General features: G+C 36.6%; 12 protein-coding genes, 3 tRNA genes and 4 pseudogenes. 16 read left to right on the top strand and 3 right to left on the bottom strand.

Going from position 1 to position 19,595, the window contains the following annotated elements; genetic code table 11:
• Positions 1-228: 228 nt before the first annotated feature.
• The 3 genes and pseudogenes from AYT27_RS05510 to AYT27_RS05500 all read left to right on the top strand — a co-directional run bounded on the left by AYT27_RS05510 (position 229) and on the right by AYT27_RS05500 (position 4,517).
• Positions 229-2,592: a mechanosensitive ion channel family protein gene (locus AYT27_RS05510; RefSeq protein ID WP_011180933.1), complete on the top strand. Its 2,364-nt coding sequence runs from the start codon at positions 229-231 to the stop codon at positions 2,590-2,592.
• On the top strand, positions 2,586-2,858 hold the full coding sequence (locus AYT27_RS05505) for a hypothetical protein (protein WP_011180932.1): 273 nt from the start codon (positions 2,586-2,588) through the stop codon (positions 2,856-2,858). Before AYT27_RS05510 ends, AYT27_RS05505 begins: the two co-directional genes overlap by 7 nt.
• Positions 2,859-3,632: 774 nt before the next feature.
• Positions 3,633-4,517 (top strand): annotated as a pseudogene (locus AYT27_RS05500) (outer membrane protein).
• A 331-nt stretch (positions 4,518-4,848) separates the two neighbouring features.
• Here AYT27_RS05500 and AYT27_RS05495 read toward each other — a convergent pair.
• A tRNA-Leu gene (locus AYT27_RS05495) sits at positions 4,849-4,934 on the bottom strand.
• Between the two features lie 147 nt (positions 4,935-5,081).
• Here AYT27_RS05495 and ilvA point away from each other — a divergent pair.
• From ilvA to AYT27_RS09255, 7 genes and pseudogenes are all read left to right on the top strand, one after another.
• On the top strand, positions 5,082-6,359 hold the full coding sequence (gene ilvA / locus AYT27_RS05490) for a threonine ammonia-lyase IlvA (protein WP_041583395.1): 1,278 nt from the start codon (positions 5,082-5,084) through the stop codon (positions 6,357-6,359).
• A gap of 836 nt (positions 6,360-7,195) precedes the next feature.
• Positions 7,196-8,578, top strand: coding sequence for a DEAD/DEAH box helicase (locus AYT27_RS05475; RefSeq protein WP_011180930.1), 1,383 nt, complete (start codon positions 7,196-7,198; stop codon positions 8,576-8,578).
• 301 nt (positions 8,579-8,879) lie between these two features.
• Entirely contained in the window at positions 8,880-9,029 is a 150-nt protein-coding gene (locus tag AYT27_RS08790; protein ID WP_155245593.1) for a hypothetical protein, read from the top strand.
• A gap of 77 nt (positions 9,030-9,106) precedes the next feature.
• Positions 9,107-9,755 (top strand): annotated as a pseudogene (locus tag AYT27_RS05470) (lysozyme).
• Positions 9,752-9,979 carry a hypothetical protein gene (locus AYT27_RS05465; protein WP_011180928.1) on the top strand — a complete coding sequence of 76 codons (228 nt, stop codon included), beginning with the start codon at positions 9,752-9,754 and terminating at the stop codon, positions 9,977-9,979. The pseudogene AYT27_RS05470 and the gene AYT27_RS05465 overlap by 4 nt, the downstream one beginning before the upstream one ends.
• Positions 9,980-10,457: 478 nt before the next feature.
• Positions 10,458-10,565 (top strand): annotated as a pseudogene (locus AYT27_RS09565) (type II toxin-antitoxin system YafQ family toxin); the annotation flags it as partial.
• Between the two features lie 101 nt (positions 10,566-10,666).
• A pseudogene (locus tag AYT27_RS09255) lies at positions 10,667-11,029 on the top strand (XRE family transcriptional regulator).
• Positions 11,030-11,107: 78 nt separating this feature from the next.
• Here AYT27_RS09255 and AYT27_RS05445 read toward each other — a convergent pair.
• Positions 11,108-11,182: transfer RNA gene (locus tag AYT27_RS05445), tRNA-Asn, on the bottom strand.
• Positions 11,183-11,369: 187 nt separating this feature from the next.
• Here AYT27_RS05445 and AYT27_RS05440 point away from each other — a divergent pair.
• The 6 genes from AYT27_RS05440 (at position 11,370) to AYT27_RS05415 (ending at position 18,751) form a co-directional block, all read left to right on the top strand.
• A tRNA-Cys gene (locus tag AYT27_RS05440) sits at positions 11,370-11,443 on the top strand.
• Positions 11,444-11,645: 202 nt separating this feature from the next.
• Positions 11,646-12,320 carry a protein-L-isoaspartate O-methyltransferase family protein gene (locus AYT27_RS05435; RefSeq protein ID WP_011180927.1) on the top strand — a complete coding sequence of 225 codons (675 nt, stop codon included), beginning with the start codon at positions 11,646-11,648 and terminating at the stop codon, positions 12,318-12,320.
• A gap of 33 nt (positions 12,321-12,353) precedes the next feature.
• Positions 12,354-13,676, top strand: a complete 1,323-nt coding sequence (locus tag AYT27_RS05430) for a TolC family outer membrane protein (protein ID WP_011180926.1) — start codon at positions 12,354-12,356, stop codon at positions 13,674-13,676.
• Between the two features lie 252 nt (positions 13,677-13,928).
• Positions 13,929-14,489, top strand: a complete 561-nt coding sequence (locus AYT27_RS05425; RefSeq protein WP_011180925.1) for a DUF2497 domain-containing protein — start codon at positions 13,929-13,931, stop codon at positions 14,487-14,489.
• 135 nt (positions 14,490-14,624) lie between these two features.
• Positions 14,625-17,348 carry a valine--tRNA ligase gene (locus AYT27_RS05420; RefSeq protein ID WP_011180924.1) on the top strand — a complete coding sequence of 908 codons (2,724 nt, stop codon included), beginning with the start codon at positions 14,625-14,627 and terminating at the stop codon, positions 17,346-17,348.
• 608 nt (positions 17,349-17,956) lie between these two features.
• Positions 17,957-18,751, top strand: coding sequence for a tetratricopeptide repeat protein (locus AYT27_RS05415; RefSeq protein WP_011180923.1), 795 nt, complete (start codon positions 17,957-17,959; stop codon positions 18,749-18,751).
• Between the two features lie 96 nt (positions 18,752-18,847).
• On the opposite strand, the gene AYT27_RS05410 is transcribed toward AYT27_RS05415, so the two are convergent.
• Entirely contained in the window at positions 18,848-19,594 is a 747-nt protein-coding gene (locus tag AYT27_RS05410; RefSeq protein ID WP_011180922.1) for an amino acid ABC transporter ATP-binding protein, read from the bottom strand.
• Position 19,595 lies beyond the last annotated feature (1 nt).

Raw genomic sequence — 19,595 nt, 5'->3', positions numbered from 1 at the left:
AGATCGTAAAAGGGGGGAATTTTTCTTTTTTGCAATAGATGTGCAAAAAAAACATACTAGCTTGCTTTCTGTTTCTTATTTAATGTCGGCTTACTTTATTCTTTCTTTTATCAGTATTATAGGATGAGGGGAAGCTTGTATAAAAATTATTCTACATAAGTTGAAAATATTTGTCTCATTTCATATTTCTACGAAGAGGGGATTCCACATCTTAGACCTAAGGTAGATATGTGTTCATTTTTTAAAAAAAAATTATGCATTTTTTTCTTCATTCTTGGGAATGTTGTTGGATGGAGCTCTTGTGTATGGGGGCATCTAGGATCACAATATACAATAATTGGGCAATCGGTAATTTCTCACTCAATTGATGAAATTATTCAAAAACAACAACAAATTATTAAGATACTTGAACAAGAGATAAAAAATTTACAAAAAGATTTTGCCAACGAATCAGCAAATGAATATGCTTTAGCAAAGGTGCGCTTGCGCGCGCGAGATATCAATAAACGTGCTATAGAAGCAGCATTTGTTTTGCGTAATCCTCTTAATGATATTAACGTTCTTCTTGATCAATTGAAAGAGCTCCAAGATGAGCCAAAAAATTTGAAAGAGCGCTCTCATCTGATAAAGAAAAAAGCACAGATTAATAATATGGTGCTGCAGTTCGAAGAAATCTTTTTGGCTACAAATAAAATAGTTGAACTTTCTCTTTCTCAGTCTCGAGAACTTTTTAAACGCACATTTAAGAACAGACTTGAGTTTTCAATACCGATGCTTAAATATTCCGTTGAGAAAATGAAAGAGGCTTCCTCTGATTTTCTTTTTCTATTTAGTTCTTGGTGTAAATTCGTATTTCATTTCAAATTTTTACAGCTGTTTCTTTCCTTTTTAGTTCCGCTTTTTGTTGCTTTGGGTCTTTCTTATTTTTCTCGTAAAGTTCTCGCACATGTGAACTGCTATTTTACTAAGGGCAATGAGGAAATATCTTATTTACAACGCTTATTGGTTGCTTTTATTTCAATTCTTTTGCCTTTGCTTGTTTGTGTTGTTTGCGTTTATCTCGTGTTTTTTTTGTTTCATAGTTTTGGTATGGAGTTAGGGAAGCTCACAACGATATTTTATACCGTTGGACATCAAATTATTTTAGTCTTTTTGATCAACCGTTTAGCTCTTGTTCTTTTATCATTGAATATGGTTCATGTGCGCCTTTTTAATATTACGCCGTTTGTGGCACATCAATTGGTAATTTTGCTCACTTTTCTAGGTGGCATTTTGGCATTTGATGCTGTTCTTGATAGTATTTATCAAGTCGTTTCAGCTTCTCTTTCTTTGACAATTGCCAAAAGTTTTATTGCTGTTTTTCTTTTTGCAATACTGCTGTTTATAATTTCATTTGTGCCGTTGCGGTTTAGACGTAAATCTTCTCAAAATGAAGAGAGAGAAACGCATTTTTTGCCACTTTATATACGTATTCCATTCATTGTATTGGGATTATTGCTTATTGTGATGGATTCTTTAGGGTATGTTGGTTTGGCGCATTTTATTATGCAGCAAATCGTGATTGGTGGTGCATTTTTGGTTCTCATGTATTTAGGAATAAAAAGCGCTCAAGTAATTGGAACTAAAGGGCAATTTATGAAAACGAGCGTTGGTCATGCTTTGATGCAATGGTTCCATTTAGAAGAGAAAACAATGAATAAGTTGGGGATTGTGATAAGTGTTGTTCTCAATTTAATTGTGGTTATACTTTGTGCAATGCCAATTGCTGTGCAATTTGGATTTTCGTATTCTGATTTGCGAAGGGTATTATTGCAGGTTATGACCGGTTTTCAAATTGGAAATATATCTGTTTCTTTAATTTCTATTGTAATTGGAATCATTGCTTTCTTTGCTTGTTGGTTCCTTAACCGCCGATTTATCTGCTGGCTGGATGGAATGGTATTGGTGCATGGGGAGTTTGATTCTGGTGTCCGTAATTCTATTAAAACAGTCATTAGTTATGCTGGTGTTGTTGTTTCTGCTTTGATAGGATTGTCAATGGCAGGTTTGGATCTCAAAAATTTTGCACTCATTGCTGGTGGGCTTTCACTTGGTATAGGTTTTGGTTTACAAAATATTGTTCAAAATTTTGTCTCTGGACTTATCATTTTGATTGGAAGACCATTTAAACTTGGAGATTATGTGGAAGCTGGATCAGTGGGGGGGATTGTCAAACGTATTAGTGTACGTGCGACAGAACTTGAAACATTTCAGCGAAAGACAATCATTATTCCTAATTCAAGTCTCATTAATAATAACGTTAGTAATTGGACTAGAGGGAGCAAAATGGGGCGGGTTGATATCCCTATTGTTGTTTCTCCTAATGTTGCTCCAGAGCGTGTTGTTGAAATTTTGCTAGAGATTGCTTCTACGACAGAAGGTGTTTTAAAAAACCCTGCGCCGCAGGTGAGTTTTACTGCGTTCGATAGTAAGAAATTTTCATTTAGTTTGGCTGTTTATGTGCCTAACATTACCTCATCTTTTAAGGTAACAAATGCTCTTCATTTTGTATTATATAAACGTTTTGTTCAGGAAGGAATCCTAGAGTGCTGAAATATCTTCATGTTTTTGTTGCGGTCACCTTGTTGGATATTTTTATCATGACAACTTTTGCAGCAACTGTGAAAAATACTGATTTAAAGATACAATCTTTTATTCTTGTCGAAGGGAATAACCTTTCAAATATCACCTTGAATCCTCATCAAACAGCTACTGTTTGTATGAAGGGATGTTTTATCACTTTTCCTAATAAAGATCGTTTTGCAGTAAGGGCAGAAGATAATATAGAAATCAGTGAAGGTAGAGCGATTTTTAAATAAAATGATTTAATATTTTTGTGATTAGACAAAATTTGGAAGAATAATAATACTGTTTTTTCTTTCTTTAAATAATATCATATTAAAAAATGAAGAGGGAAAGCTGTGATCTCAATATGAGGTTTGGCATTTGATTAGTAAGGCAGGTAGGTTTTTTTAGCTGTTTACAGTATCTGCAATACGTGTTTTTAGCCTGATATCCCTTAAACATTTCTATAAGATTTTCGTATGGAATATAAAAGATAAGAAGTTTAAATAAACTCTTCTAAGTTTTTATTTTTATAAGCTTTATTAAAATATATTTATTTTAAATTTAATTATATTTTTTATTTAGTTAATTTATATTTACTATTATTATTTGCAATAATTATTCTTTAAAGTTAATAATATATTTCATTTTTATTTAGTTAATATTTAAAAAATTCCGATATATTAAAAATAACCTTCCCTTTTCAGAGGGCGATTTATGCAAAAAGATTGCTGAATGATCCATTTTTAGAATTTTGATACGCTAATTTGAATAAGAAGAGTATTATAGTTTCATAATATAGCATTTTTTTGTTAAAATTTCATATTTAAATTATTTTATGATAGCAAAAGTCGTACAAAGTGATTAAATTTATTGCCTAAAATTAAATTGTTATGTAATTATATTTGATGTACTGTATTTATAAAAAGATATATGTATTTTTTAGCATAAGATTCTACGGTTTTTTCTATTTTTCTAAATCTAATGTTTTTGTTATATCTAAATAATAGCAATGGGGTATAATTTTAATGAATACAAGGTTTATAATAGCATCCGTTTTTGCTTTCATTCCAGTTTCTGTGATACAGGCTGCAGATGTAATAGTTCCTCATCAGTCAGAACAAGTTATTCCATCAGTTATCACTTCTCCTCCTTTTTCTTGGGCAGGTTTTTATTTCGGAGGCCAAATTGGTGGTTTTTCGAGTAAAATTTCTGCAATGACTCGTGATGTTGACATTCCTCTTTATCCTGATGAGAGTAGTAAGAATAAAAAATAGGTTCCGGTTGAGAAGCAATATATGCCTAAGCTTTCCGGTTTTATAGGCGGTTTTTATACAGGTGCCAATCTCGAATTTGACAATGGTTTAATATTAGGAGTTGATACAGATATACTTTTTTTTGGACAAAAGGATACAAAAACTATTGTTCATGACGAAACTGTAGAGAGTAGTGCGGAAGAGGGAGGGAGTGAGCCTAAGCAGGTTAGTTTTAAGTTAGGTCACTTAAGCGAAGTTTCTAAGCCGGTTGTAAGAAATCAACAAGAAGTAGAAGGAAATCATCTTACTTTTAGTCATACTTTGAAACAAAAATGGACTGGTGCAACACGAGCGCGTATTGGTTTTTCTGTTGCGCGTATGATGCCTTATATCTCTGGGGGTGTTGCTTATGGGAAATTTCAAGATATTTTGTCCACCTCAATTACTGGAGAAGATCCCTTTTCTGCTACATCAGATGAAACAAAGACAATGATTGGTTACACTGTTGGTGGTGGTGTTGACTTTGCAATGACAAATAATTTTATTGTTCGTGCGGAATATCGTTACTCAGATTTTGGTAAAAAGAAATTCAAAGATACGATTGAGCTTGATTATAAGACGAATGATTTCCGTGTTGGAATAGCTTACAAATTCTAATTTTATAAAATTAAATTTGCTTAAGAGGTTCTATCTTTGATAGGACCTTTATTTTTTTATCTATGTAACATACTGTTTTGTGGTGGAGAAGAGGTTATTGATTTTGATTGTTAGGTGATGAAAAAAGTTTCTCAGATACCAATTTTAAAAAATAAAAGCTTTTGAGATTATGAGTACAGCTAAAACATGTGTTCAAAAGGAAACCCTGATTCGTAACTTTCCATAATTATGGCTCAGTTCAATAATGCTATAACGTTATCATAAACTTTGAAAGGTAGTTTATTTAGCAATTTATTGAATTATTGAAAAATAAGGGAAAATCCACATGGGGTGGTGCGGACGGCGGGACTTGAACCCGCAAGGTCTTAGACCGGCAGATTTTAAGTCTGCTATGTTTACCGATTTCATCACGTCCGCGATAAGAACTCTCTCATAAGCTATATCTTTTATTGAATCAAGGATTAATAATAAGAAGAAAACTTTTCATTCTTCGTTCAATTTTTAACTGACAATGGCCGCTTTTATAGCTAGAAGGGGCCTGTATAGTATTAATTGAAGCATGAAATGACTGCTGTTATGAGTAAATTTATTCAAGATGTAAACAAGGCTATGGTGGCTTTGCATAATGTATTTGCTGAAACACCTCTTCAAAGAAATGATTTTCTTAGTCAAAAATATGATGCAGAAATTTATTTGAAACGTGAAGATTTAACTCCGGTGCGATCTTATAAAATTCGCGGTGCTTTTAATTTTGTTTCAGAAATGCTTAGTAAGATATCTCAAAATGCAGCATTTGTTTGTGCGTCAGCGGGGAATCACGCGCAAGGGGTTTCATTTGTTTGTCGCTATTTTAAACGTAAAGGCGTGATTTTTATGCCTGTGACGACTCCGCAACAGAAAATTGATAAGACGCGCGTTTTTGGCAAAGAGTTTGTTGATATCCGTTTAATTGGTGAAACGTTTGACCAATGTTATGCGGCAGCACAATCTTTTGCTACGGAGAGTGGTGGTGTTATGGCACCGCCTTTTGACGATACTCGCATTATTACGGGGCAGGCGACAGTTTTGTGTGAGGCTGTTTTGCAATGGAAAAAACTCAATGGTGAAAGCGAGCCAGATTTGATTCTTGTTCCTGTAGGTGGAGGTGGTTTGGCCAGTGGTGTGAGCAAGTTTTTACATGAATATGGTTGGAAAACCGAGCTTCGCTTTGTTGAGCCGAAGAGAGCTGCAAGCTTGTTCGCTTGTTTGAAGAGTGGAAAACGTGTCAAACTTGAAAATATCGATACATTTGTAGATGGAGCTGCTGTAGCGGAAATTGGTGCATTAAATTACACAATGCTGAAGAATTTTTCACCAGATTCTGTTATTACAGTTCCTGAGAACCGTGTGTGCTCTACAATGGTTGAAATGCTCAATGTTGAAGGTGTGGTCCTTGAACCAGCTGGTGCTTTATCGATTGATGCTCTTAATAGTCTTCCTCCTCAAGAGTTAAAAGGCAAAAAAATTCTTCTTGTTATTTCAGGTGGTAATTTTGATTTTGAGCGTTTGCCAGATATTAAAGAACGTTCTCTCCGTTTTCAGGGATTGAGAAAATATTTTATTTTTAGTTTTCCGCAACATCCTGGTGCGTTGCGTAGTTTTCTTGCTCAACTTTCTCCCGATGATGATATCGTACGTTTTGAATATCTTAAGAAATCATCTAGAAGTTTTGGCTCTGTGTTGATTGCAATTGAGACAAAAAAATATGATAATTTTTGTCTTTTAGAGAAAAAATTTCAAGAGTTAGGTTGGCGCTATCGTGATATTACCGATGATCAAACGTTATTTGATTTTGTTATCTGACGACCAATTCTTGCTGAAAAAAAAATATAAAAATCAGATCTCTTTTTTTGATTTTGTGCTGGAATTGTCTTTTTAAATATTACTACTCAACACAGTTTAATATCTGAACTAACCGGTAATATAAAAAGCTGAACTTCTGCAATTCGTTTTTGATGTCAATTATGTTGTAAAAACGGAAATTTTATGCTTATTTCGGCTTATATGTTCGGTTGTGATTTTATAAAAAATAGCTCGCTGATTGAATATGGCAGAGTATCATTTACCGCACAGTTTTTTATAGCTGAGCTTTCAATTTAAGACTTTTTGTTCGCTAGCGCTTATCGTTTAGATGAAACAAATATAGACTATCTGCCCATTAATAAAAGTCATTTTTATGTTTTGATTTCGACTACGCTTGAGATGAAAGATCATATCATTTACTCTCAAACTTTAACAATTTTTGATAAAATGTAATGGTATTTTATCTATGTTTGTCAAGAAAATTTTAAAAAATCCAGTTTTCCTTGAGATTTACCCTAATTTTAAGAGAGGAAAACAAGAAATGAATGATTACAATATTATTTTTCTTATTTTTAATAAATAATTTTCGCAAAATCCTTGCTTTTTTTTTTCATATAATGATAGTGAAAGTGTTTAGGTTGGTGATCTAGCTCTTTTTAAAATAAAATTTATCCGCCTTTACCCTTGATTTCAAGTTGTTCATTAGCTGTGTAATCGCTTTTCCAAGCGTTGCTTCATAAATTTGAAATATAAAGAGCTTTTTTGTGCTGATTCTTGAGTAACAGAATTCAGCTTGTTCCTTTTTTAGAGTTGTTGAGCTGGAGAAAGATTTTATTTTGAACGTAAATAGAGAAAATATTTTCACAAAATTAGGCTTATCTGCTCTTTTGGTTAAAAACTTGACCATTGCTGGTATGAGTAAACCTAAACCTATTCAAGAACAAGCTATTCCAATGATGCTTAAAGGCCATGATATTCTGGGAATTGCACAGACAGGTTCTGGAAAGACCTTGGCATTTAGTTTACCTATTTTAAGTCAGATTTTGGCTTTGGGTGATAAGCGTTTTCCTAAAACTGCACGCGCTTTGATTTTAGCTCCTACGCGTGAGCTTGCTGTTCAGATTGATGAAACAATTCGTGCAGTTGCGAAAGGAACACACCTTTCAACATGTCTCATTTTTGGTGGGGTATCACGTTTGAAACAAATTAAACGCATGGAAGCAGGTGTGGATATTTTGATAGCAACGCCAGGTCGTTTAAGGGATCTTATTCGTGAAAAATACGTTGATCTTTCTCAATCACGTTTTTTGATTCTGGATGAGGCAGATCGTATGTTAGATATGGGCTTTATTCATGATATACGGCATATTGTAAAACTTTTGCATCAAGTACGTCAAACCGCACTTTTTTCTGCGACAATGCCGAAGGAAATTACCACACTTGCAAAGTGTCTGCTCAATGATCCAGTAAAAATAGAGGTTTCTCCTCAAGGGACTACGGCTGCGGAAATTGCTCAAAAATTATATTGTGTTCCTACATGTGAAAAAAAGAATGTTTTAGGTAAGCTTTTGACAAATCCAGATTTTGTTTCGGTTATTGTTTTTACTCGAACCAAATACTGTGCTGATGCTGTCACGCGGAATTTAGCAAGTAGAGGATATTCTGTTGCGACAATTCATGGAAATAAATCACAAAGTGCTCGGCAGTCTGCATTGAAAGCTTTTCGTGAAAGATCAGTACGGATTCTTGTTGCAACAGATATTGCAGCGCGTGGTATTGATATACCAGGCATAAGCCACGTTATTAATTACGATTTACCAGATGAAGCTGAAAGTTATGTGCATCGTATTGGTCGCACAGGACGCAATGGCGCATCTGGTGAGGCACTAACACTTTTTGATGAAGGTGTGGAGCAGATGCGGTTGCGTGCTGTAGAGCGCTTGATTTGTATGAGATTGGTGCGTGAAACTATACCAGAACAGTTTGCTGCTTTTCCAGAAAAGCCTCTTGTGATAGAAGGGATAGAAAAAGAAAACATTAAGGGACCTCATTTTAGAAAATCTAAGCGTCAGAAATGGTTTAAGAGTCACAAAGATAATGCAGCACAGTCAGAGGGAAGAAAGTCTTCGTCTCAAAGTGAAAGACACAGAAAAGCAAAAGCAATAGCAAAACGTGCGAAGTCTTTTCATTCTCGCAAGTCAGTAAACAAGGTAGCTTGAGTAAAATTAAGATCGTGAGTTTAGAATATTTTCTTCTCAGTTAGAACTAAAGTAAGAGATACAAAAAGCAACTCTTTTGCCAAAAGAAGAGAGAGGACGTTTTCGATTTTTTAGAAGTAAAAATATTTGCGATGTAGAGGCATCAACAGAGACAGTAATAGAGGTAGTTTGTCAAGTTTAGAGTAATAGTGTGTTAACTTTTATTCTTAAGGAAACTTTTAAAAGCGTATTTTCATTAGGTGGTGGTGAAAGATTTTGATGAAAAAAGGCGAGCGTTGAAGATGAGCAGCATAATGTTGGTGTGGAAACAGATATACCGATAGGTTTTAATGGGAATGCTACAGATATTCTAGAGAAAAGGTATCAGTATGAATTGAAAGAAAATGAACACGCCCATCTTGATTTTAGTGTTGCAGAGGTCGAACAATTGATCAAAGACAATAAGGAATAAAGCCGTTATAAGCACAAAATCAGAAATTATCTTTTAGACAGCCTCACTTTTGTGAGGCTTTTTTTATGGAGAAGCAGATGAGAAAGGTATCGCAAGAAGGTCTAGCTCTGATTAAACAATGGGAAGGTTTACGGTTAGAGGCCTGTAAAGATACAGTGTGTGTTTGGAGCATAGGTTATGGTCATCCAGTGAAGAGGGTCCTCCGATTGTCAAAAAAGGAATGCGTATTACGCAAGAACAAGCGGAAGCAATCTTTTGTGAAGACTTAAAGCAATTTGGGAAGACAGTCGAGCAATCCGTGAAGGTTTGTTTAACGGATGCTCAAATCGCAGCATTAGTGTCGTTTTGTTATAATGTAGAGACGCAAGCCTTTTGCAAGTCGACCTTGTTAAAAAAACTCAATAATGGTGCTTATGAGTCTGTTCCAGCTGAACTACAGAAATGGAATAAGGTAGGAGGTAAGGCCATCCAGGGGTTTGTAAACCGTAGAGCCGCAGAGGCGGGGTTATGGGCAAAAGGGTCTTATGTTTGCTTTAACACGCAAAGAGTAGAAACAAAAAATACAATAGGTCTTCTCAAAATAGAGACCCTAGCGCCGATGATAGGGTCTTGTTCAGGACTTGGTGGGCTCTTGGTTGGCAATGGGCCTTTGCCGGCATTATGGTTTTAGCCGCCTGTACAGGCATTGTGATTGTCTTCAAACGGTTTAAGGAGCAGTGTTTATGATTTTTTGGTTCAAAAGACATCTGTTTCTTGTGATGATGGCTTTAGCCGTTTTTTTTATGGTTTTAGCAAGAGCCTTTCAGCTTGGCAAGAAATCTGAACAGTACAAGAAAACAGAGTATGCTTTAAAGACAGCCACAACACGGCTTGAGGTAGAAAATGAGATTAATCAGAAAAGTGATGTTGATGTGCGTACTGATCTCTTTAACTGGTTGCGCAACAAATGAACCTGTTTCTTGTATTGGTTGGTTACCCATTTATTTGGATAGGCAAGATGTTAGTGTGATTAGCCAGAATCTAGCAAGAGATATTTTGAAGCATAACAAACAGGGTGAACGCTTGTGTGGTTGGAGAAATGACAAGAAAGCGAAGGTATCAAGAGAAAGCTCTCACCAAAACAGAACAATAGCTGCTTCACGAGATGATTAAACCCTACCAAGGTGTGAGGATGATGTCTCGTTGTATGAAGTGGGTAGCATTCATCATCTTTATGTTTGTTATCGATTTTGCCCGCCTTATGGACGCACTCGACAATATCTTCTCACATCTAAAAAAGTGGTTCACAAAGAGTTAAGAGAAGAAACAGTGTTCGATTATAAACGTAATTCAGAGAAACAGGAGAGATAGAAAGACACACTTTTTCTGCTTAACAAAAAGCAATTGCCTGCTGTATTAAATAATCATGCATTATAAGGAAACTGGAAGCCTCGTAGAGATCTTCATATAGAACCAGATTGGTTATTAGTTTATATATTTGACCAAGAGCGTGTCCATTTTGATAGGACAGATGCACATTCAGACTTATTTAGATAAGTGAAGAGTATTATAGCGCTATTCGTAATCATTGCAGAGGAGAAACTGAAAAGTTGTGTTAGAATCACAAGAATATTTCTTCTTCTAACAGGGCTTTTTAGATGCTTACATCATTTGGTAAAATCTTACGCAAGCTTCGCATTGATCACTCAGAACACCTCTTAGATATGGCAATTAGATATCTCTATAGCATTTTTATCTTCTGTAGAAATTGGCAAAAAATCTGTACCCGTTGGCATGGAAGAAAAGATCATTGAACTCTAAGCTTTAAACTGAGAAGCAGCAGATCATTTAAGAAGGAATGCTGATGTCGGCCGTATAGTTTTTACAGTAAAGCCTTGTGATTCCTTTAGCCATGAAATTGTTGGCATGTTCGTTAGAAGTTTAGAGAATTTTTACAACAGAACTTAGCAAAATCCAAAGAATTGTTAGAAAAAGTTTGCAAAAAAGGATACACTTTTTAAATCTGTGTTGGGAAATCCTATTCCCTCACCTTTAAAAAAAGATATATAAACAATAAGTTACGCATCATAAAAAGAAAGTGGCTCCCCGGGCCGGATTCGAACCAGCGACCAACCGGTTAACAGCCGGTTGCTCTACCACTGAGCTACCGGGGAACAGTGCCCAATCATTTGACTCCAAGGGCTATAGCAAAGCAAGAGTGATTTGCAAAGGATAAAATTGCTTTTTTTAAAAAAAATGTCAGAAATTGCGTAATGAAGAGGAAAAAAGGTTAGAGAAAATTTCTATACCTTGACGTATGCATTGCCTTCCCTTATTGACACTCTGTATGTTTGTTGATGAGGCCTCGTGCGGGAATGGTTACGCAGAGGACTGCAAATCCTTGTATCCCGGTTCGATCCCGGGCGAGGCCTCCAGCCGGTTTTAAACAGAATGGCCTTTAAGGGTAATATGCGCAAGTGAACTGTTGCTCTCTGTGGTAAAAACGCTTTACTATGAAAATAGAGTGCGGTTAGAATCTCGTTGTTGACTGGAGCGTATTTTTGAAAACACCTTTATAAGGATTGTAGATCCTTATTATCGTTGTTTTGTTATTGTATGGAGGAGACAAGGGGCATTATGGTTGCAGATTTCGCAGAGCTTCGCCGGAAAATGGTCGACAATCAAATTCGTACAGTGGATGTGACGGATTTATCAGTTCTTGAAGCGTTTTTAATGGTACCGCGTGAAGATTTTGTACCGGAAAATATGAAAGCTTTGAGTTATCTCGATACCGATATTCTTCTATATCCAGCGCAGGAGGGAGTTCCTGCGTGCTATTTGATGGGACCTGCGCCTTTAGCTAAATTGCTACAGCTTGCCGCTGTAAAATCATCGGATATTGTGTTAGATATTGGGGCTAATGGTGGTTATTGTGCAGCATTGCTTTCAAAACTTGCGCGTTCTGTTATTGCGTTAGAAGCTCATAAAGCTCTTTTAGAACGAACTGCCTCGACTTTAGAACGTAATCAATGTAACAATGTGGTTGTGGTTCATGGAGCATTGGAGCAGGGCTATGCCGTTGAGGGTCCTTATGATGTGATTTTTATTGAGGGTTCTGTCGATTTTATCCCAAAGATTATCTTTGATCAGATGAAAGATGGGGGGCGTCTTGTTGTGGTTGAAGGACACGGTAACGCAGGTGTTGCTCTAATCTATGTAAAAGAAGATGGAATTATTTCTGCGCGTCGTGCTTTTAATCTGGCTGTAAAACGTATTTCTGGTTTTTTAAAGACGCCTGATTTTATATTTTAGTGCTTGTTTTGTTTGTGAATAAAAGATAATTGTATGAATTTGGGGTTTTTTATTGTGTGTGTTGTGTTCAGAATGAAAAAGAAACTTCAGGCGTGTTTCTTTCTGGTGTTGAGCGTTTTCCTATCAGAATCAGTTTATGCTGAAACATTGATGGATGCTTTTTCTAAAGCTTATATACACAATGCTAAATTGAAGAGTGAACGTGCGGCTGTGCGTATATCAGATGATGACGTGGTGATTGCACGATCGGGGTTATTACCACAAATTGAAGGAATTGGAAGCTATGGGCGCAGTAAGTCTATTATAGGTCCCTATAGTACTTCTGGATCTTTTGGGGTAAGACTAAATCAAAGATTATTTGACGGTTTTATCACACAAAATATATTTTTTTCAGCTCAGGTTAAGCTTCAAGCGCAGCGTGAATATCTTCGAAATGCTGAACAAAATATCTTTCTAGACACTGTAACCGCTTATGCTAATGTTTACCAAGCGCGTCGTATTGCTGATCTTCGTAAAGAAAATTTAGCTGCCCTCGAAGAGCAAGTTCGTTCGAATAAAGCAAAATTTGATGTAGGAGAGGGAGGGCGTGTTGATCTTTCTCAGGCACAAGCTGCACGTTCTGTTGCTGTTTCGGAACTAAGCCTTGCACGTGCTGATGTAAAGTCAGCAGAAGCAGTTTATCGACAAGTTATTGGTTCTGATCCTGAAAATTTAAAACGTCCACCAGTAGCAAAAGGTTTACCCGTAAATCTTAATGCTGCTTACCAAATGAGCGTTGCTCTGCATCCAGCAATTCTTTATGCAAAATATCTCGTTGATGCTAGCTTTTATAATGTAAAGGCAAAAGAAGGAACGTTACTTCCTAAAATTGATTTTTCTGCTGCGGCGTCTTATAATCGAATTTACAGTGGCCTTGGAGAAGATGGAGTTTCTAAATCAATAGGATTGTCAGTGAATATTCCGATTTTTGAAGGTGGGCGTACGACTGCTCAGATACGACAGTCTAAAGAACGACTTGGACAGGCTCATCTTCAGCTTGATTTAGCTCGTAATAATATAAGACAGGCACTTACTTCTGCTTGGTTTCAGTTAGAGGGCGCGCGCGCCTCTGTTGTTGCTTACCGTGAAAGTGTTCGTGCTGCGGAAATTGCTCTTAAAGGTCGCGTTCAAGAAAACCGTGTTGGGCAGGCAACAACGTTGGATGTTTTAAATTCTCGAACTCAGTTGATTAATGCTCAAATTGCGCTTGCAATGGCAGAACGGAATGCTGTCGTTGCAAGCTATGGTGTTCAATCTTCAGTTGGAAAATTAACGGCAGATTATTTAGGCTTAAAAACGGTTAAATATAATCGATAAAAGCATAAAAATGGCTCTTTTATCTGCTCAATAGTTTTAATCTTTAAAAGATCTGTAAACCTGTAATTTACTATGTTGAAAAAGAAAACAGTTCAATGTTACTTTTTATAAATGAAGAAAATTGTGTGTAGCAGCATCTTCATGACAAGCATGTTGGAAAATATAGTGGGAGGCATGTTGATCTTATGATTCTTTTGCTTACACTAAAAGTGTGATTCTGTTTGTTGTTGCGTCTTTGAGAGGTTTTTAAGTATGGTACAGAGTTCAAGCGTGTTACGTGAGCCAAGTATGGATGAGATTTTAACATCTATTCGTGAAATCATCGAGGAGAATGCAGTTCATCCTGATTACTTTTCAAATGAAGGCGCTGCGGGGAATTCTTCGAGAGAAAATTTAGAGATACCATCGGAAGGTGTTTATGATACAAGCTTATCAGTTGATGATGCGATGAAAGCTCTTGCTGATCGCATTGGTCTCTCTTCTGAGAACCATGATTTTTCTTTAACGAAAGACAAAGAGAGTATAGAGGCTGAAAATAATACTGTCGGTGTGGATATGCAAAAGATGAAGCGTTCTTCTGAAGAACAGAGTTCTGTTCATAGAACACAAGAACATAATAAGCCCTTTTCACAATCTGAAAATGTAATTGCTGGTCATGTAGAATTGTCTGCGTATTGTATTTCTTCTGCAGAGAAGATTGCAAAGGATGTGTTGCGTCCGGCTATAGCAGAGTGGTTACAGCATAAATTGCCCGTTTTGCTTGAAGATATTTTACGGGAAGAGATCGTTAGGGCAATTAAGAAGTCGTCTTAATTTTTTTCTCATTATTTTCTTATATGTTCGTTTTGTTTGTAGTTTTGCAGATTTTATGTGAGTAATTGGGTTTTGCAGAGAGTATGATCGGATTTAGATCGTACGGTGCACTTTTGTGCGTTATGGATGAAGAGAATGTTAGAGAAAAACTATGATGCTGCTTCTATAGAGCAGCGGATTGCAAAAAAGTGGGAAGCTCGGGGTGCTTTTAAAGCGGGAATGGGTTCTAAAAGTGCTGCGCAATCTTTTTGTGTTATGCTACCACCGCCCAATGTTACAGGCTCACTTCATATGGGGCACGCACTCAATACCACAATTCAAGACATTGTAGTCCGATTTCAACGGATGCGTGGCAAGAATGTATTGTGGCAACCTGGTATGGATCATGCAGGGATTGCTACGCAAATGGTTGTCGAGCGTCAGCTCGCAGAACGTCAAGAGCCAACACGTCAAGAAATGGGCAGAGAAAAATTTGTTGAGCGTATTTGGGAATGGCGTTATGAAACTGGTGGCGTTATTGCAAACCAGCTACGTCGTCTTGGTGTTTCTTGTGACTGGTCGCGTGAGCGGTTTACAATGGACGATGGTTTGTCCGAGGCTGTTCGTGAAGTTTTTGTCACGCTTTATAAGCAAGGGCTGATATATAGGGACAAGCGTCTTGTCAATTGGGATCCTAAATTATTAACGGCTATTTCAGATCTAGAAGTTGAGCAAAAAGAAGTTAAGGGGCATTTGTGGCACTTTAGGTATCCACTTGAAGGTAAACTTTTTGACCCAAGTGATGCTACAACTTTTATCACAGTTGCTACAACACGGCCAGAAACAATGCTCGGTGATACAGGAATTGCGGTTAATCCTGAAGATGATCGTTATAGAAATCTTATAGGTCAAAATGCTATTTTACCCCTTGTGGGGCGTAGGTTGTCGATTGTTGCTGATGCTTATGCCAATCCTGATGAGGGAAGTGGTGCTGTAAAAATCACGCCAGCACATGACTTTAATGATTTTGAAGTGGGTAGGCGCAATAATTTACGCTTGATCAATATCTTTACTGAAAAAGCTGAAGTTTTTCTGCATGAGAATGAAGCATTTTTTGAGGGAGTGGTCTTATCCGATGCGTTAAAAATGTTGGTCAAAGATCTCGATCAAAAGGATCGTTTTATTGCACGTGATCAAATTGTTTCTTTGATGGAAGAGAAAGGATATTTGGTAACCGTTGATGATCATCCACATACCGTTCCTTATGGAGATCGCAGCGGTGTACCTATTGAACCCTTTTTGACAGATCAATGGTATGTTAATGCTGCAGAATTAGCGAAGCCAGCGATAGAGGCTGTTCATCAAGGAAAAACGCAATTTATTCCAGATAGTTGGCAAAAAACCTATTTTAATTGGATGCAAAATATTCAACCTTGGTGTGTTTCGCGCCAGTTATGGTGGGGGCATCAGATTCCAGCTTGGTATGGTCCTGATGGGAGGGTCTTTGTTGAAAAGAGTGAAGAAGAAGCTTTAAATTCAGCTCTCTCTCATTACGGTGAAGTGGTTAATTTAACCCGTGATCCGGATGTTTTGGATACTTGGTTTTCATCAGCTCTTTGGCCTTTTTCAACTCTTGGTTGGCCTAATAAAACGCCCGAATTAGCTACCTTTTATCCAACATCTCTATCGGTTACAGGGTTTGATATCATTTTCTTTTGGGTTGCTCGCATGATGATGATGGGACTGCACTTTATGGGTGAGGTTCCTTTCCCAACGGTTTATGTACATGCTCTCGTACGGGATCAGAAGGGTGCAAAAATGTCAAAGTCTAAGGGGAACATTATTGATCCTTTAGAGCTCATTGATCAATATAGTGCGGATTCACTCCGTTTTACTTTGGCTATTATGGCGGCACAAGGGCGTGATGTAAAACTTGATCCATCCCGTATTGCAGGTTATCGTAATTTTGCTACGAAATTGTGGAATGCTACTCGGTTTGCACAGATGAACGGTGTTAAGCATGACCCGGACTTTAAGCCGGAAAAAGCAAAACTTGCGCTTAATCGGTGGATTTTAACAGAATTGTCTAAAACTGTTGTGGCAGTGACAACTGGAATTGAAAACTATAAATTTAATGAGTCAGCTAGTGCGCTTTACCGCTTCATTTGGAATACATTATGTGATTGGTACCTGGAACTTCTCAAACCTATCTTTCAAGGCTCCAATGAAGATGCTAAAAACGAAGTGCAGGCGTGTACGGCTTGGGTTTTGGATGAAGTCTATAAACTTCTTCATCCTTTTATGCCTCATATGACGGAGGAATTATGGTCTCTCACTGAAACACTAGGCATGAAACGTGAGGATATGCTAGCATTGATACAATGGCCAGAAGCAAGTTTTTCAGATGAAGAAGCTGCTTCTGATATTAATTGGCTTATTGATGCTGTGAGTGCGATTCGATCTGTGCGTTTTGAAATGAATATTCCTGCGGCTGCGTTAGCACCTCTTGTTATTGTAGAGGGAGGAGAATTAACGCTAAAGCGTGTTGAGCTTTATGAGTCTCTTCTTAAAAAATTAGCACGTGTTGAAACAATTAGTTTCTCTGATAAAGCTCCAGCTCTCTCAGCGCAAATGATTTTAGGAGAGGCGATTTTTTGTTTACCATTGGGTCAGTTGATTGATTTAGAAGCTGAACGTGCTCGTTTGATGAAAGATGTCAGTAAAATTGAACAAGATATTGAGAAACTATCGGCTAAACTGAGTAATCCTAAATTTATAGAAAATGCAAAACCAGAAATTGTTGAGGTTGAACGTAATAGGATAGTAGAATTGCGTACTGCACAGAAGAAAATATCTCTTGCTTTAGAGCGGTTGGTATAGTTGCACCTTTTTATTTTTTTCTTCTCATGGATCATTCCATACCATTATGCTGTTCATTTATAGATTTTCTAAAAAAGAATGTCTCCTTTCTTCCAATATTATCTTCTAACATTATTCATGAATACTATAATACGTTTTTCCTGAATGTTATAATGGAAAGTCTACATCGCTTTACCATTTTTCCGTTTATGAATTAGTTAGTGATTAGCATCATTCTCTTTTGTTTTGCTTATTGTTCTCGCATTAAAGTGGTTAGGTTATCACATGTTTTACCCATTCTAAGACTGCTTTTCAAAATACAGATGTCTCTTTATTGAACAGTTTCTACTTATTCATAATAAGGATTTTGGAAATAACCTATAATATTAAGGGATCTGATACAGGATACAGAATAAAAATTTATACTTAAAAATCAAATTATTGCACGAAAATGTAAAAGCTTTTTTTTGGTAAAGTATTTTTTGCAATTCCTATTTATCTCCCTTTTTTGTTAAAATAATTGTTTCAAAATATTTTGTTTTTTTTTACTAAGAAAAAGATTTTGAATGCATACAAAGAAGTTTGCAGCAGTTGTAAGATTTAAACTGATATAAAGGGGGGAATTTCAGATGCTAAACAGGCTTAAATTATGGAAAAAAACAGCAATTATTATTATTTTAAGTGGTTTTTTTTCTAATAATGTTTATGGAATGGATGTAAATAGCGCACAGAAAGCGTCTTATAATTCATTTTATTTTTTTAAACGTGGTATGTCTGCTTATAAAAATGGACAAATAAATCAAGCTATTGCAGCATTACGTTGTGCCGCCAATATGGGGCATATTGGTGCGAATTGGAAACTTGGCCACATCTATGCAGATGGTGATGGTGTCCCTGAAGATAATTATAAAGCATATAACTTTTTTGCATATATCGTGGAAAAAGGTGCTGATCTTGATTCAGAGAATGAAAGTTATGTTTCTGATGCGTTGGTTGAACTTGCGGGATATATAAAAAAAGGTATTCCTCAATCACCTGTAAAATCTAATCCTTCTTATGCTGCTCGTCTTTATATGCAAGCTGCGATGAATTATGGAAATCCTAAAGCTCAGTACTATTTAGGAGAAATATTTTTAAAAGGAGAGGGTAGAGAGAAAAATCTTGTACAAGCAGCAAGATGGTTTCAGCTTTCTGCAAGAAAAGGGAATCCCCCTGCTCAAGCGATGCTTGGAAACATGCTATTTCAGGCAGGAAAAACAGTGCGTGGGGTAGCGATGTTAACTGCTGCATATGAAAAAGCTAACCCAAAAGATCGAGATTGGATCGGTCCTCTGCAAGAGCGCGCTTTTGCTACTTGTGATGAATTTGAGAGAAGTAGGGCAATGTCACTCGTTGCTGATATGTTAAAAAACAACAGTTTTTGAATATTTTACTTTAATGTTTTTCTTATCTCTCAAGATTAAAGTTTGAATTTTTATGTATGGTTTCGTAATAGAAACAGCTTTTGTCTTACTTCATGATTAATGGTTAAGGATTTTAGACAGAAATTCTTGCGCGCGCGGTGTTCTGTCTTGTGGAGAAGAAAAGAACTCTTTGGATGAACAGTCTTCGAGAATTCTTCCTTGATCCATGAAAATAACACGCTCTGAGACTTTTTGAGCAAACCCCATTTCATGCGTTACACAAATCATTGTCATACCTTCTTCTGCTAAGCTGATCATGACATCTAATACTTCACCTACCATTTCAGGATCTAGAGCAGATGTTGGTTCATCAAAAAGCATAACGAGTGGATCCATGGTTAAAGCACGTGCAATAGCAACACGTTGTTGTTGACCTCCGGAAAGTTGACCGGGGTATTTATTTTTATGTTCAATTAGTCCAACGCGTTCAAGATATAATAAAGCGCGTTCAAGGGCTTCTTTTTTGCTGCGCTTTAGGACTTTGATTTGTGCAATTGTTAAATTTTCTATGACAGATAAATGTGGAAAAAGCTCGAAGTGTTGAAATACCATTCCTACATGACTGCGCAATTTAGACAGATTGGTTTTTTTTGAATGAACAGGTGTTCCATCAATCCAAATTTCACCTTTTTGAAAAGGGACCAAAGCATTAATAGTTTTAATAAGTGTCGACTTACCTGAACCAGACGGTCCACAAATTACAACAACTTCCCCTTTGTCAATAGTAGTTGTGCAGTTTTTGAGCACATTGATTTCGCCATACCAGTTAGAAACATTTTTTATTTCGATCATATGAGTAGACATT

Origin of the sequence: Bartonella henselae str. Houston-1 (assembly GCF_000046705.1) — a bacterium.
Taxonomy (GTDB): Bacteria; Pseudomonadota; Alphaproteobacteria; order Rhizobiales; family Rhizobiaceae; genus Bartonella; species Bartonella henselae.
This window is presented reverse-complemented; position numbering and strand designations above follow the sequence as displayed.